Source organism: Magnetospirillum sp. 15-1 (genome assembly GCF_900184795.1).
Classification (GTDB): Bacteria; Pseudomonadota; Alphaproteobacteria; order Rhodospirillales; family Magnetospirillaceae; genus Phaeospirillum.
The window spans coordinates 70,925-85,630 of sequence record NZ_FXXN01000025.1 but is presented as its reverse complement, the minus strand read 5'-3'; the positions used below and the strand labels follow the sequence as shown (position 1 = coordinate 85,630).

Here is a 14,706-nt window from a genome sequence, read left to right as displayed (position 1 = left end):
ATGGGTCTGGCAGCCATGCTCTTGCGAAAGTCATGCCAAAGAAAAGTTCGTTGTATTTCAATGTGATGCCGCTTTGCGTTCAGAGGCTGCGGCGGTTTTAGCCGGGCAGTTAAGGCCCTTTGGCCCGGCAAAACCTGCCCAGTTGACCCGGAGCGCCGGCTCTGGCGAAATAACGCCTGTCGTACTCTGGCCCAACCGGGTAGAATCGGGGCATGAAGATTTCAGGCGTGGGCTCCAAGGGTGCCGTCTCCGGCACCAAGAAGTCCGCAAGTTCAGGCGCCAAGGGCGAGTTCAAGAAGGCTCTCATCGATTCCATGGATTCGATGGAGGAGGCGCATGCCGTCGAGGCCCCCATGGGCATGACCGGCATCGACGCCCTTCTTCTGGTCCAGCAGGTGGATAATTCGACCGAGCGCGAGTCGCGGCGCCGCCTGGTCCGTCGCGGCGAGGAATTGCTGGACGGTCTGGAAGAACTGCGTCACGGCCTGCTGATGGGGGAAATTCCCAGTGGCCGGATGATGGCCCTGGCCCAGAACGTGCGGGCCCGGCGCGAGAATTGCGGCGATCCGCGTCTTGCGGCGATCCTTGACGAGATCGAACTCCGCGTCGAGGTCGAACTGGCCAAACTGTCGCCGCGCGGCTGATTTTCCTGTTGCGAGCCGATTTTACCCTTCGATGGGGTGCCGGGATGCAAGACGGCGCTTGCGAGGGTGCGCCCCTATCCATATATTGCGCAGCGACTTGAACCCCGAGCAGGAATTCGAGGGATCGTATGAACGTCACGTTGCCGCCGGACTACGTTCCGTCCGAGGACGAGCCCTTCATGAACGACACCATGAGGGAGTATTTTCGCCAGAAGCTGCTGCGGTGGCGGGCCGAACTCCTGCGGGAATCCGACGAGACCCTTCAGCACCTTCAGGAAGGCGGCATGCAGGAGCCGGATATCGCCGACCGCGCCTCCGCCGAGGCCGACCGTGCGCTGGAGCTTCGGACCCGCGACCGCGAGCGCAAGCTGATCTCCAAGATCGATGCCGCCATCGGCCGTGTCGCCGACGGCTCCTACGGTTATTGCGAGGAGACGGGCGAGCCCATCAGCATCCGCCGCCTTGAGGCGCGGCCCATCGCCACCCTGTCCATCGAGGCGCAGGAGCGTCACGAGCGGTTGGAGCGGACCCACCGCGAGGACTAAGTCCTCCCCGGACATAAGTATAGTTGCCAATGCCCCGCCTTCCGGCGGGGCATTTTTTGTTGATAAACCACATTTTCAATGCCTAAAAAAGAAGCGACAATATATCAGCGGTTCAAAAAATAGGCATTGGGGGTGGGGATGGCCGAGCCGGAACGAATCCTGGAACTGACCCAGGCGGTGCATGCGGTTGCCAACGACAAGATCAGCGAAATCAAGAAGGTGACGGGCACCACCCGTATCTTGTCGCTCAACGCCCTGATCGAGGCGGCGCGGGCCGGCGAGTTGGGGCGCGGCTTCGCCGTCGTCGCCAACGAGGTCAAGAACGTCTCGGACAACATCAACACCATCACCCGGTCGCTGGAGGGCGAGCTGTCTTCGACCATCAACGACCTGATGAGCCTGGGGCAGGTGATGGTCAAGCAGTTGCGCGGCTCGCGCCTCGCCGATCTGGCGCTCAACATGATCGAGATCATCGACCGCAACCTCTATGAGCGCTCCTGCGACGTGCGCTGGTGGGCCACCGATTCCGCCGTGGTGGAGTGTCTGGCCCAGGAGAACGCCGAGGCGGCCAATTTCGCCTGTCGCCGCCTGGGCGTCATCCTGGATTCCTACACGGTCTATCTCGACCTGTGGATCGCCGATGCCGAAGGCCGGGTGGTGGCCTGCGGCCGTCCCGACCGTTACCCGCGGGCCATCGGTTCCGACGTGTCGGGCCAGTCGTGGTTCAAGGGGGCCATGGCGAGCCGCGACGGCGGCGAATACGCGGTGGCCGACATTTCCACCAACCCGCAACTGGGCGGGGCCCAGGTGGCCACCTACAGCGCCGCCATCCGCGAGGGCGGCGACAATTGCGGCCGGGTGATCGGCGCGCTGGGCATCTTCTTCGACTGGCAGGCCCAGGCCGAGAGCGTGGTCAAGGGCGTGCGCCTGCGCGAGGAGGAGAAAGCCGCCACCCGCTGTCTGTTGCTGGACCAGGATTTCCGGGTGATCGCCGCCTCGGACGGCCTGGGCGTGCTGACCGAGCGGGTGCCGCTGGACACCCGGCACGGCACGGCCGGCTCCTATGTGGACGATCGCGGCACGGTGATCGGCTACTCCCTGACGCCGGGCTACGAGACCTACGAGGGGCTGGGCTGGTACGGGGTGATCATCCAGCAGCCGCAGGCGATTGCGACGACCCGGCACTGAGGCCGATGGCCTCGACCAGGGTGCGCAGTTCCTGGCGGGCCGCCACGTGGCTCATGTTGAAGTCGAAGCCCAGCGGCTTCTTCTTCAGGTCGATGAGGGTCAGGCCTTCCAGGAACATGGAGCGGTAGATCACCCGCTCGCCCAGGCCGGGAATGACGCGGAAGCCCACCCGCTTGGACAAATCGGCCAGCAGCTTCTCCATGTCGCGCTTGTTGCGCGCGTCCAGGGTGGACAGGCGGTTCCTGAGCACGATCCAGTCGACCACCGCTTTCTCGCCCCGCATGGCGCGGGCCTTCTTGGTCTCCCACACCATCTCGGCGTAGTGGCTGGGACGGCGGATCTTCATGCTGCCCGGTTCCACCAGGGCCAGCACGTCCAGGTCCACCAGGGAATCGTTCAGCGGCGTCACCAGGGTATCGGCGAAGGAGTGGCCGAGGCGCGACATGGGGTGATCGCTGCCGGGAGTATCGATCAGCACCACATCGTGGCGGGCGACGAAATCCTTGAACACCTCCTCCAGCCGGGCGCAATCGGCCGCCCCGTCGCCGGAGGGCGGAATGGCCACGTGCTCGGGCAGGGGCAGGCCCAGTTCGGCGCGGTCCTGCCGGGCCGCCCGGTTGCCGATATAGCGGGTCAAAGTCGCCTGGCGGGCGTCGATGTCGATGCTGCCCACCGACAGCCCCTTGTCCAGCAGGCTGACGATCAGGTGCATGGAGATGGTCGACTTGCCGGTGCCGCCCTTCTCGTTGCCGACGACGATGACGTGGGCTTTCTTCATGACGGTTCCACCTGTTTCAGCCAGACCTTGGTGTCGTGGAAGACGGCGCCGCCGCCCGGCACGGCCGGGTCGGCGCTGGTCAGATGATTGATGCCCAGGCCGCCCTCGAAGAACTCGTCGGGCCAGATGCCTTCCACCGCCACCACGCCCCGGGCGATGCCGGGGGTCGGCTTGACGTGGACGGTGACCTCCGCCTTGGAATTGCCCAGGGTCACCAGCCCGCCATCGGTAAGCGCCAGGGCGGCGCAGTCGTCGGTGTGGATCAGGGCGGTGGGCCGCCCGGCCCCTGCTCGCGAGGTGGGCATCTCGGTGAAGCTGGTGTTGAGGAAGTGCCGCGACGGCGGCGTGATCAGGCGGAAGGGATGGGCCGCGTCGGCGTCGTCGGTGACCGGCAGGTGGTCGGGCAGTTCGGGCAATCCCTCGGCCTTCCAGTCGGGAGCGAAGCGGAAGCGGCCGTCCTCGTGGCCGAAGCCGGAAAGGAAATGGGCGTCCTCGAACACCTTGGCGCAGTCCAGCCCGCCCAGCACGTGCAGTTCGTCGGCGCCCGGCAGGTCCGAGGCCACCAGCACCTGATCGATCATCTCCCACTCGTCCATCTCGAAGCCGGGGTGGACGGCGCCCAGGCGGGCCGCCAGATCGGCGATCACCCGGTGGTTGGCGCGACTCTCGCCCACCGGCGGGATCACCGGCTTGGCCACCTGCAGGAAGGTATGGCCGTAGCTGGAATAAAGGTCGGCGTGCTCCATGCTGGTGGTGGCGGGCAGCACGATGTCGGCGAAGCGCGCCGTGGCGGTCATGAACTGCTCGTGTACAGCCAGGAACAGGTCGTCGCGCAGCAATCCCCGGCGCACCAGGCCGCTGTCGGGAGCGACGGTGGCGGGATTGGAATTCTGCACCAGCATGGCGGTGACCGGCGGGCCGCCGGCCAGATCCTTGGGGTCGTTGGTCAGCACCGGGCCGATGCGGCTCATGTCCAGGACGCGCACCTTGGGGGCGGGGACGTCCAGGCCGTCCAGCAGGGTGCGCTTGAGGTCGAAGACGCCGCCCATGCTTTGCACCGCGCCGCCGCCCCTGTGCCGCCACGCTCCCGACACGGCGGGCAGGCACGACACGGCGTGCAGGTTGACCGAGCCGTTGCGCGACCGCGAATAGCCGTAGCCCGAGCGCAGATACGAGCGCTTGGTGCCGCCGTAGAGGCGGGAGAAATCCTCGATCTCGTCCACGGACAGGCCGGTGATGGCGGCGGCCCATTGCGGCGTGCGGCTCTCCAGGTGGCGCTCCAGCCGTTCGGGGCAGTCGGTGTAGCGGGCCATGTAGTCGCGGTCGGCCAGACCGTCCCTGAACATCACATGCATCACCGCACAGGCCAGCGCCCCGTCGGTGCCGGGGCGCAGCATCAGGTGAAGGTCGGCCTTCTCGGCGGTGGGGGTGCGGTAGGGGTCGACCACCACCAGCTTGGCGCCGCGCCGCTTGCGCGCCTGACTGATCAGGCCCATCAGGTGCACCTGGGTGGCGGCCGGATTGGCGCCCCAGATGACGATCAGGTCGCTTTCGGGTATTTCGCGCGGGTCGACGCCCCATTTGGCGCCGGTGCCCGCCACCCAGCCGGTGCTGGCGGCCGCCGAGCAGATGGTCTTGGCCTGCTCGGAATAGCCCATGACGCGGCGCAACCGGTTGATGCCCGATTGCTGCACGAGGCCCATGGTGCCGGCGTAGAAATAGGGCCATACCGTCTGCGGCCCCAGCCGGGCGGCCGCCTCTTTGAAGCGGGCGGCGATCTCGTCCAGCGCCTCGTCCCACGAGATGGGGGCGAAGCGGCCCTCGCCCTTGGCGCCCACGCGCTTCAGCGGCGTGGTCAGCCGGCCCTCGTGGTGCACCCGCTCGGCATAGCGCGCCACCTTGGCGCAGACCACCCCCTCGGTATAGGGCATGTCGCCGCCATGCACCCGGCCGATGCGGCCCGGTTCGGGAATCTCCACCACCAGCGGGCAGGCGCTGGGGCAGTCGTGGGGGCAGACGGAAAGGGCGGTGTCGACGGTCACGGGCGGAAATCCGGTCATGGTGCGTTGCAGCGGAGTCTAGCGGTGGCGGGGGGCGGGTGCAACGGCGATGCGCCTTTAACCCTTGATCCACCGATGCTATTCTCCGCGACATCTAGATGGTTCCATATCGAGGAAGAACAAGGTGTTGACGGAAAGCCCCGCCGAACGGGTGGATTGCGTGGTGATCGGGGCCGGAGTGGTCGGGCTGGCGGTGGCGCGCGCCCTGGCCCAGACCGGCCGCGAGGTGATCATCCTGGAAGCCGAGGGCGCCATCGGCACCGGCATCTCGTCGCGCAATTCCGAGGTGATCCACGCCGGCATGTACTATCCGGCGGGCAGCCTTCGGGCGCGCCTGTGCGTGGCCGGTAACCGCATGCTGCGCGATTATGCCAGCACGCGCGGCGTACCCCACAGGATGACCGGCAAGCTGATCGTCGCCACCAATGAGGCCGAGGCGGCCCAACTGGACACCATCCTCGCCCGGGGCAAGGCCAACGGTGTCGAGGGGCTGGCCCCCGTTTCCGCCGCCCATGCCAAGGAGATGGAGCCCGACCTCAACTGCGTCGCGGCGCTGTGGTCGCCCTCCACCGGCATCGTCGACACCCATGGGCTGATGCTGTCGCTGCTGGGCGAGGCCGAGGAGCGGGGCGCCGCCCTGGCCGTCAAATCGCCGGTGACCGGCGGGCGCCCGACCGATGGCGGCATGCTGCTCTCGGTAGGCGGCGTCGAGCCCACCACCCTGCTGGCCCGCCGGGTGGTGCTGGCCGCCGGCCTTGCCGCGCCGCGCCTGGGGGGCGTTCTGGGGCTGGCTAATGTGCCGCCGGCCTATCTGTGCAAGGGCAATTACTTCACGCTGACCGGCCGTACGCCGTTTTCGCGGCTGGTCTATCCGGTGCCGGTGGCCGCCGGGCTGGGGGTGCACTTCACCCTGGACATGGGCGGGCGCGGCCGGTTCGGTCCCGATGTGGAATGGCTGGAGGCCGAGGATTACCGGGTCGATCCCCGCCGGGGCGATTCCTTCTACGCCGCCATCCGCCGCTACTGGCCCGGCCTGCCCGACGGCGCGCTGGAACCCGCCTATGCCGGCATCCGCCCGAAGATTTCGGCGGAAGGCGCGCCGGCCGCCGATTTCATGATTCACGGCCCGGCCGAGACCGGGCTGCCTGGCGTGGCCGCCCTTTACGGCATCGAGAGTCCGGGGCTGACGTCCAGTCTTGCCATCGCCAAGCATGTGGGGGAGTTGCTGGCATGATCAAACGCCTGATCGCCATGATGGCGCTGCTGGGGGCCGCGTCGCCGGCCCTGGGGCTGGACCGGCCCCGTGACTTCGTGCCGCCGCCGCCCTCCATGATCCCCAATTTCCGCGAGCAGACCCGCGACGTGGTCATCGAACTGGGCACCTATGCCAAGAAGCGCAATCCGGCCTTCCAGGTGCTGATGCGCGGCGGCTCGGAGCTGCTGGTCAAGGGCGAGCTGGAGATGGAGTGGGACGACCTGCACGATCCCTCCGGCGCCAACTTCATCAAGCGGCTGCCGCTGCGCTCGGTGTTCCGGCCGCTGGTCAAGGTGCTGGACGGCATCGTCATGGACGGCCTGTATTGCGGCCCCTATTCCTTCGACAAGCCGCTGGGCGAGGTGATCAAGGCGCGGCGCGACCTGGATCTGGAACTGGACGCCGAGAAGAAGCGCGGAATCCACCGTCCGCCGGTGGCGGTGGAGATGGGGCCGTTCAGCAATGACCCGGCCGAGGAACTGCGCAAGTACAACGAGTTGAAGCAGAAGCAGGCCCGCGCCGAGACCCAGCGGCGCGAGACCTATGCCCTGGACGCCCTGCGCTCCGAGGGCCGCAACGTGCTGACCATCGAGATGTGCGACAAGCCGGCCGAGCGCGAGGCCGCCTACAAGTCCGCCATCCGCGACCACGTCACCCCCTATGCCAAGGTCGGCACCGGCCCGCTGGACGAGACGCCGCGTGCCCATCCCGCCTTCGAGAACGCCAAGGAAATCCTTACCGTCGCCAATGCCCGCAACTGGCTGCCGGTGCTGCGTTCCGACCGCTTCGGCACCAAGGGCAAGTTCATCGAGGCCATCGCCGAGACCAATTACGACATCGTCCTGGTGGACGTGGCGCACCGCTCGGCCGAGCTGCTGGTCAAGGCCGACGTCCAACGCCTGAAGTTCAAGAAGCTGGGGCCGCGCCGGCTGGTCATCGCCGTGATGCCGCTGGGCCGCGCCTATGACTGGCGCTGGTACTGGCAGAAAGGCTGGGAGGTGGGCAATCCCGCCTTCCTCTACGCCCTGGACGAGGACCCCGGCACCTTCGTCACCGACCTGGGCAGCGGCGAATGGCGGGGCATGCTGGGCAAGTATCTGGCCGGCGTCATGGATCTGGGCTTCGACGGGGTGATGTTCGACGATGTCGGCACCTATCTGTGGTTCGAGGACCTGATGCCGTTGGGTGGGTGACGGAGCTGTTGACATGGATGGGGGAATCGCCATTTACTTCCTTGTGGCCGGGAGATCTGCCCTGAGCGGATCGCTGAGACGAGGTTCTCACCCGACCACCTTATTTTTTGTCGGGAGGGGCTGAGTGCACCTCCTCTATCTCGACGATTCCGGTAATGCCAACGATGCCAGCCAGCAATTCTTCGTGCTTGCCGGAGTTTCCGTATTCGAGCGCCAGGGGCATTGGCTGTCGGAGCGTCTGGATGCCATTGCCGCCCGCTTCAATCCTGCCGATCCTGGGAGTATCGAACTCCACGGCTCTCCGATGCTGACGGGGGCTAAATTTTGGCGCTCGGTGCCAAAGGCCGTGCGGGTCGAGGCGATGAAGGATGCGCTTGGCGTTCTGGCATCCTCCCATGTCAGCAACCGGGCCTTTGGAGTGGCGGTCCGCAAGGCGGCTATCTCGCCGCGCGATTCCGTCGATTATGCCTTCGAGCAGTTGAGCAGCCGTTTCGATCAGTACCTGATGCGCCTGTTCAAGGGAGGCGACACCCAGCGCGGCCTGATCATCTTCGACAAGAGCGCCCGTGAGGCGGCAATCCAGAATTTGGCGATCGGGTTTAAGAAGAATGGGCATAGCTCGGGTGTGTTGAGGAACATGGCGGAGGTGCCGGTGTTCCTCGATTCCAGGAATTCCCGGTTGGTGCAATTAGCCGATCTGATCGCCTATGCGCTATACCAGAAATATGAGCGTTCGAATTCGACGTTCTTCGACGTTATCGGAGCCCGGTTCGATTCATCCGGCGGCATCGTTCATGGCTTGCATGTCATTGACCAGATGGATGGCCTGAGTTCATCATGCTGACCGCGTGCCGCAGTTACGAGGAAGCCTGCCGGACCTTTCGCTGGAAGATTCCGGAACGCTACAACCTGGCCTTCGACGTGTGCGACCGCCAGACCATGGCCGGGGCCGACGGTCATCGTACCGCCCTGATCGTCGAGGCTCCGGACGGCAACGTCGAGCGCCACACCTTCCACATGTTGCGCCTGCTGTCCAACCGGCTGGCTAATGCCCTTGCCGCCTTCGGGCTGGTGCCCGGTGATCGGGTGGCCATGGTGCTGCCCGCCGGATTGGAGGCGGCGGTGGTCCTGCTGGCCGTCACCAAGATGGGCGCCGTGCTGGTGCCGGTGCCGCTTTCCTTGGGGGCCGAACCCCTGGGCTGGCGGCTGGCCGACAGCGGCGCCAGGGTGGCGGTGATCGATCCGGCGGCGGTACCCGCCCTGGACCGCGCCCGCCATCGCCTGCCCGAACTGGAGCGGGTGCTGGCGGCGGGGGAGGGCGGCGCCGGAGCGCTGGACCTGTGGTCGGTGCTGGAGAAATCCTCCGACGCCTTCACCCCCCTGGTGACGCCCGCCGACCACCCGGCCTTCATCTTCTATCCCGAAGGGGCCTGCGGCACGCCGGCCGGGGTGATCCACGCCCACCGCGCCATGGCCGGCGGCCTGCCGGCGGTGGAGATGTCGCTCACCTTCTTCCCCCAGTTCGGCGATATCGTCTGGACCTCGGGCGACTGGATGGGGGCCGAGGCGCTGTTCCGTGCCGTGCTGCCCGCCTGGCATCACGGCGTGCCGGTGGTGGCCCGCGCGGGGGGCTTCGACCCGGCGATGGCGCTGGACCTGATGTCGCGCCATGGGGTGCGCACCCTCTATGTGCCGCCCCGTCACCTGGGGCCGCTGACCGAGGCGGCGGCCACCCGGCCCCATGCCATGCCGCGCGCCATCGCCACCGGGCCGGACCCGGTGGACGAGGCCCTGCACGAACGGGTGATCAAGGTGTTCGGCGTCCATGCCAACGAAGCCTGGGGCGTGCTGGAAAGCGGTGCGGTGGCGGCCAATCTGGCCGGTCTGATGGAGTTGCGCCCGCCGTCGCCCGGCCGGGCGGCGCCAGGGCTGTCCATCGAGTCGGTGGACGAGCGCGGCCGCCCCATGCGGGCCGGCGACCGGGGTCTGCTGGCGGTATCGCCCAACGCGCCGGGCAGTTTCCTCGGCTATTGGGGGGATGGCGCCGGCGCGGCCAAGCGGGTCAACGGCTGGCTGCTCACCGGGCGGAGCGGCTTTCGCGATCTCGATCATTACCTGTGGCCCGATCCGCCGGCGATGGCCGACATCACCATCCTGGTCAACGGCGGCGTGGTGCAGCCCGACGAGGTCGAGGCGGCGCTGGCCACCCATCCCGACGTGGCGGCGGCCGGCGTGGTGGAGTGGCCGGCCGGCGAACTGAAGGCCTTCGTGGTGTCCAGGGGGCGGGCGGGTGACGCGGCCTTCGCCCGTGAACTCCAGGGCTGGGTCAGCCTGATGCGCTCTCCCGTGGAAGTGCCGGCCCGGTTCGATTTCGTCGCCGAGCTGCCGCTGTCCATGGACGGCAGTTTGCGGCGCGGCGACCTGCTGGACCGCCCCATCCGCCTGGATGCTCCGTCGCCCGACGAACGCTGGCCGGGAAAAATGCGCTGATTGCTGGTGTTTGCCCGTGTGCGATGCCATGATTATCCCGAAAGGAGGGGGCTTCATGGCGTCTGCGACCGACGATATCCCGCTGTCCGACGAACAGCTTCTGCTGTTCGACAAGATGTGCGCCCTGATCGATGCCCAGACCGATGGTCTGGTGCTGATGGCTGCCTCCCAGGATTTGGTGAGCGGGTTACTGCGCCGCGAGTGCGATGCCCAGTTGCGCCACCAGACCCTGGGCGAGATTTCCCGCTTTTTCCTGGGTATCCTCAAGGCGCCCAACCTGTCCGAGCAGTACAAGATCGGACGGCTCAGGATGTTCGCCCGCGCCACGGTCAAGATTCTGTTCGACCGCCGCGCCCAGCAAAGCGCTCAGGTTTTGTCGGCTCCTCCTCCGGGGCTGGCCCGCCGGGCCAGCGACCGGGCTCCATCCGCCGACTGAGTTGGCGCCGACTCAGAAGCTCTGGAATTTGTCAAGAATCCGATTGCTTCATAACGGCCAAAACCTGTAGTCTATGCCTTGTGCCAGAAGGCGCTGTCGGGCGGAGTCCCTCCGTGGCCTCCCAGGTCCGGCAGTTGTCGAGTTCAATGATAATAGGAGGGCAGAATGTCCACCTCGATCGCATCAGACGCCCCGCTCCGGTCACCCGTCGCCGAGGCGGCCCACCCGGCAGCACATGCGGCTCAGCCTGCGACTGTCGAGGCCACGGGAACCGCTTCCGTCTCCGAACCCCCCCGTTACACCTCTCCGGTGGTCAAGGTCGACAGTGGAACCGGCTTGGCTCTGCTGGTCGTTCGTGACGGCGATACGGGCAAGGAAGTCGAGCAGTACCCTTCGCGCCAGGTGGTCGAAGAGTACAAGCGCAACATCCCGACAGGTATCGAGCAGCAGCAATCCTCGTCCGCCAAGGCTTCCGCCTCGGCCGCCGAGGACGTCAAGGCTCCGCCCGCTCCGGTGGCTGCCGCCCCCAGCGCTCCGGCCCCCGCGGCCGCACCCGCGCCGACCGGCGGTTCGATCAAGGTCTGAGCGGCGACCCAGGTCGCCGCTTGACTTGAAGGAAACGGCCGGCGAAAGCCGAGGCCGGCCCTACAGTTTCGCGCCTTATTGAGGTCCGCCCGCAAGGTCGGACCCGTTTCCGTTTGGCTGGAAGGTCCAGGCCTCTCGGCTCTCTGGGGGCCGTGAAAAAGGCCGCTTCAGCCGCCGAGGGCATTCTCCAGGCGCTGTTCCTCGGCGGTGCCGCCCGGCAGACCGAAGCGCAGGATGTCGGGGCGAAAGGCGAAGGCGCGGACCAGGATGCCGGCCCGTCCCAGCCGCTGGTAAATGGCCGGGGCCTGATCGTGGCGGGCCAGGCGGAACAGGAAGGTGCCGCCCGCGATCTCCAGCCCCGCCCTGCCGAGAATGGCGTCCAGGCGGGCGGCGGCGGCGGTCAGGCGGGCGATGGTGGCGGTGCTCCACTCCCGATCCGCCAGAGCCGTGGTGCCCACCGCCAGGGCCGGACCGGAGACCGGCCAGGGGCCGAGATGATCGGCCAGACGGCCCGCCATCTCCGTCGCCGCCACGGCGAAGCCCAGGCGCAGCCCGGCCAGACCGAAGAACTTGCCGAACGAGCGCAGCACCACCAGACCGGGCCGTACCAGTGCGGTCAGCGACAGATCGGGCCGCTCGTCGCAGAACGCCTCGTCCACCACCAGTATGCCGCCGCGCGCCGCCAGACGGCCGGCCAGTTCGAGCAGCCGCTCGGGGGCGATGATCCGTCCGTCGGGATTGTTGGGATTGACCACCACCACCGCGCCCGCCTCTCCGGCCTCCTCCGCCGTGGCGACGGCGTGCACCCGGTGGCCGGCGGCATTCCAGGCGCGGGCATGCTCGCCATAGGTGGGGCCGAGGATGGCGACCTCGGTGAGCGGGGTGACGCGGGGCAGGGCCTGGATCAGCGCCTGGCTGCCGTTTCCCGCCACCACCCGTGCTTGCGCCGGGATATCCCAGCGCCGGGCGGCCGCCTCCAGCAACGCCTGATGGGCGGCGGAATCGGGCAGCCGCTGCCAGCACGGGGACGGCACGTCGGGCAAGGGGTAGGGCCAGGGATTGATGCCGGTGGACAGGTCCAGCCAACCCTGGGCCGGCCGGCCCCACCGGGCCTGGGCGGCGGCGAGATCGCCGCCGTGAAGGGGAAGGTCGGTCAGGCTCGATTGGCGCTTTCCAGCAGCCCCTCGGAAATTTGCAGGTTGACGTTCACCAGGGTGGTGATGGTGTTGTCGCTGATGTCGACGCCCTTCTTCAAGGTGGTGTCGGCGACGAAGTCGGACAGGCGCTTCAGGTTGGCCTTGATGGCGTCGGGCAGGGTGCTGCCGGCATCGGAGACCAGGGTGCGGATGGCCACCCAGAGCTGGAGGTTATGATCCAGCGCCGCCGCCAGACGGGCCTTGTCGCCGCGCGACTGATCCAGGGTGATGGCAGCTTCCACCAAGCCGAAGGCGTCTTGTTCGCCGATCTTCAGCGACTCGATCTGGATAGCTTGGGACATTAGGTTTTCCCCCGGCATCAAGTGAGGACGGCCCATCGCCGCCTTCGGTGCGTTCCCGAATCATACGTCAGGTCATGGAATCATGCCAAATCGTATGTTGAAAAACCCTTAAATGCCGGACCACGGTTCCATCGCACCGTCCCGATGGGTACCGGCATGGGTAGACGCGTTGACGGTTGGCTGGCCGCCCCCTATCCTCGACGAATGATCTATCTTGGATGGAGCGGCCCGTGAGCGGTGGCAAGCATAAGTCGGCGGACCAGCTTCTGCACGATGCGGTGAAGCTCCATCTTGCCGGCGACCTGGACGGGGCGGGCCGCTTATACAAGGGCTTGCTCAAGCAGTCGCCGCTGCATCCCGACGGCCTGCATCTGTCCGGTCTGGTGGCCATGCAGAAGGGCCAACTGGCCGAGGCGGAGCGCCTGATCCGCGGCGCCATCGCCGCCAGCCCCAAGGCCGCCGCCTTCCACGGCAATCTCGGCACCGTGCTGATCTCCACCGGCCGGCCGCAGGACGCCATGGCCTGCTATCGCCGCGCCGTGGAACTGGACGAATCCTATGTGGACGGCTGGCGCAACATGGCCAGTCTGGCGGCCCAGATGGACGACCACGAGGGGGCCGCCCTGGCCTACAGCAACGTGGTGCGCCTGACCGGCGGCGCCGATGGCGGGGCGCTGGGCTATCTCGGCCTGGAACTGGCGGTGCTGTGCGACTGGGACAACGTCCCCATGGTCAGGGAGGCCATCTCCGCCCTGCCGTCGTGGCGCACCGGCAAGAGCCTGCCGGCCTCGCCCTTTTCCCTGCTGATCCACGATTTCAGCCCGGCCGAGCAGCGCCGCTATGCCGACGAGGCCGCCTCGTTCATCGAGAACCGTACCGCGCCCATGGCCCATAAGCCTTCGGCGCGGCGTCCGCGTCTTCGGCTGGGCTATCTGTCCGAGGACTTCCACGACCACGCCACCGCCTATCTGCTGGCCGAGGCGCTGGAAAGCCACGACCGCTCGCGCTTCGAAATCTTCGCCTATTCCTATGGCCCCGAGGACAAGGGGGCGGTGCGTTCCCGCCTGCGCGACGCCTGCGACCACTGGGTGGAACTGGGGCCGCTCTCCGAGGCGGACGGCGCCCGGCGCATCCAGGCCGACGGCATCGATATCCTGGTGGACTTGAAGGGCCATACGGGCCGTGCCCGCACCGGCATCCTGGCCGCCCGTCCGGCGCCGCTTCAGGTGGCGTGGCTGGGCTTTCCCGGCACCTTCGGCGGCACCTGCATGGATTACATCGTCGCCGATTCCTTCGTTATTCCGCCGGGAGGCGAGGGCGACTACGCCGAGCAGGTGGTGCGCCTGCCGCTGTGCTATCAGCCCAACGATTCCCGCCGGCCGCGTGCCGTGCCGCGCGAGCCTAAGGCCAAATGGGGGCTGCCGGAAGACGCCTTCGTGGTGGCGGTGTTCAACAACACCTTCAAGATCAACGCCGAGACCTTCGCGGTGTGGATCAGCGTGCTGCAGGCGCAAAGCGACGCGGTGCTGTGGTTCGTGGAATTCCACCCGGCGGCCACCGCCAGCCTGCGCGCCATGGCGAGCGCGGTGGGCATCGACCCGGCCCGGCTGATCTTCGCGCCGCGTCTGCCCCAGGCCGAGCATCTGGCCCGCCTGTCGGCCGCCGACCTGTTCCTCGACACCTGGCCGTGCGGCGGCCACACCACGGCCAGCGACGCCCTGTGGGCCGGCGTGCCCCTGGTGGCCTGGGCGGGCCGCACCTTCGCCTCGCGGGTGGCGGGATCGCTGCTGCGGGCGTTGGGCTTCGACGAACTGATCACCGACTCGCAAGGGGCCTATCATGCCCTGGCCCAGTATCTGGCCAAGGAGCGGGTCGCCCTGGCCGATCTGCGCCAGCGCCTGTGGGCGGCGACCCAATCCTCGCCCCTGTTCGACGGCAAGGCCTTCGTCGGCCCGCTGGAACGGGCTTTCGACACCATGTGGGCGACGTGGGAGAAAGGCGAGAAGCCCCAGGGCTTCGACGTTTAGCGGGGAT

General features: G+C 67.4%; 14 protein-coding genes. 10 read left to right on the top strand and 4 right to left on the bottom strand.

Annotated features, from left to right (window positions below; genetic code table 11):
• Window positions 1–212 precede the first annotated feature (212 nt).
• From CP958_RS13335 to CP958_RS27340, 3 genes are all read left to right on the top strand, one after another.
• Window positions 213–644: a flagellar assembly protein FliX gene (locus CP958_RS13335; protein WP_096702445.1), complete on the top strand. Its 432-nt coding sequence runs from the start codon at window positions 213–215 to the stop codon at window positions 642–644.
• Window positions 645–772: 128 nt separating this feature from the next.
• On the top strand, window positions 773–1,189 hold the full coding sequence (dksA, locus tag CP958_RS13330; protein ID WP_096702444.1) for an RNA polymerase-binding protein DksA: 417 nt from the start codon (window positions 773–775) through the stop codon (window positions 1,187–1,189).
• A 138-nt stretch (window positions 1,190–1,327) separates the two neighbouring features.
• Window positions 1,328–2,377 carry a methyl-accepting chemotaxis protein gene (locus CP958_RS27340; RefSeq protein WP_096702443.1) on the top strand — a complete coding sequence of 350 codons (1,050 nt, stop codon included), beginning with the start codon at window positions 1,328–1,330 and terminating at the stop codon, window positions 2,375–2,377.
• On the opposite strand, the gene CP958_RS13320 is transcribed toward CP958_RS27340, so the two are convergent.
• Window positions 2,337–3,155, bottom strand: a complete 819-nt coding sequence (locus CP958_RS13320; protein ID WP_096702442.1) for a division plane positioning ATPase MipZ — start codon at window positions 3,153–3,155, stop codon at window positions 2,337–2,339. The genes CP958_RS27340 and CP958_RS13320 overlap by 41 nt on opposite strands.
• Window positions 3,152–5,197 (bottom strand): molybdopterin oxidoreductase family protein, encoded by a 2,046-nt coding sequence (locus CP958_RS13315; RefSeq protein WP_096702441.1) that lies wholly within the window; start codon window positions 5,195–5,197, stop codon window positions 3,152–3,154. The genes CP958_RS13320 and CP958_RS13315 overlap by 4 nt, the downstream gene beginning before the upstream one ends.
• A gap of 142 nt (window positions 5,198–5,339) precedes the next feature.
• Between CP958_RS13315 and CP958_RS13310 the strand changes: the two genes are divergently transcribed.
• The 6 genes from CP958_RS13310 to CP958_RS13285 all read left to right on the top strand — a co-directional run bounded on the left by CP958_RS13310 (window position 5,340) and on the right by CP958_RS13285 (window position 11,174).
• Window positions 5,340–6,449: an NAD(P)/FAD-dependent oxidoreductase gene (locus tag CP958_RS13310; protein WP_170958971.1), complete on the top strand. Its 1,110-nt coding sequence runs from the start codon at window positions 5,340–5,342 to the stop codon at window positions 6,447–6,449.
• Complete coding sequence (locus CP958_RS13305) at window positions 6,446–7,663, top strand: hypothetical protein (protein WP_096702440.1); 1,218 nt, start codon at window positions 6,446–6,448, stop codon at window positions 7,661–7,663. The genes CP958_RS13310 and CP958_RS13305 overlap by 4 nt, the downstream gene beginning before the upstream one ends.
• 124 nt (window positions 7,664–7,787) lie before the next feature.
• Window positions 7,788–8,507 carry a DUF3800 domain-containing protein gene (locus tag CP958_RS13300; RefSeq protein ID WP_096702439.1) on the top strand — a complete coding sequence of 240 codons (720 nt, stop codon included), beginning with the start codon at window positions 7,788–7,790 and terminating at the stop codon, window positions 8,505–8,507.
• Window positions 8,501–10,153, top strand: a complete 1,653-nt coding sequence (locus tag CP958_RS13295; protein ID WP_096702438.1) for an AMP-binding protein — start codon at window positions 8,501–8,503, stop codon at window positions 10,151–10,153. The genes CP958_RS13300 and CP958_RS13295 overlap by 7 nt, the downstream gene beginning before the upstream one ends.
• Before the next feature lie 55 nt (window positions 10,154–10,208).
• Entirely contained in the window at window positions 10,209–10,589 is a 381-nt protein-coding gene (locus CP958_RS13290; protein ID WP_096702437.1) for a hypothetical protein, read from the top strand.
• 336 nt (window positions 10,590–10,925) lie between these two features.
• A complete protein-coding gene (locus CP958_RS13285; RefSeq protein WP_141400514.1) occupies window positions 10,926–11,174 on the top strand; it encodes a hypothetical protein in 249 nt (82 codons plus the stop codon).
• Window positions 11,175–11,341: 167 nt separating this feature from the next.
• On the opposite strand, the gene cobD is transcribed toward CP958_RS13285, so the two are convergent.
• A complete protein-coding gene (cobD, locus tag CP958_RS13280; RefSeq protein ID WP_096702435.1) occupies window positions 11,342–12,331 on the bottom strand; it encodes a threonine-phosphate decarboxylase CobD in 990 nt (329 codons plus the stop codon).
• On the bottom strand, window positions 12,328–12,672 hold the full coding sequence (locus tag CP958_RS13275) for a flagellar biosynthesis regulator FlaF (RefSeq protein ID WP_096702434.1): 345 nt from the start codon (window positions 12,670–12,672) through the stop codon (window positions 12,328–12,330). The genes cobD and CP958_RS13275 overlap by 4 nt, the downstream gene beginning before the upstream one ends.
• Window positions 12,673–12,902: 230 nt before the next feature.
• Between CP958_RS13275 and CP958_RS13270 the strand changes: the two genes are divergently transcribed.
• Window positions 12,903–14,699: a tetratricopeptide repeat protein gene (locus tag CP958_RS13270; RefSeq protein ID WP_242442888.1), complete on the top strand. Its 1,797-nt coding sequence runs from the start codon at window positions 12,903–12,905 to the stop codon at window positions 14,697–14,699.
• Window positions 14,700–14,706 lie beyond the last annotated feature (7 nt).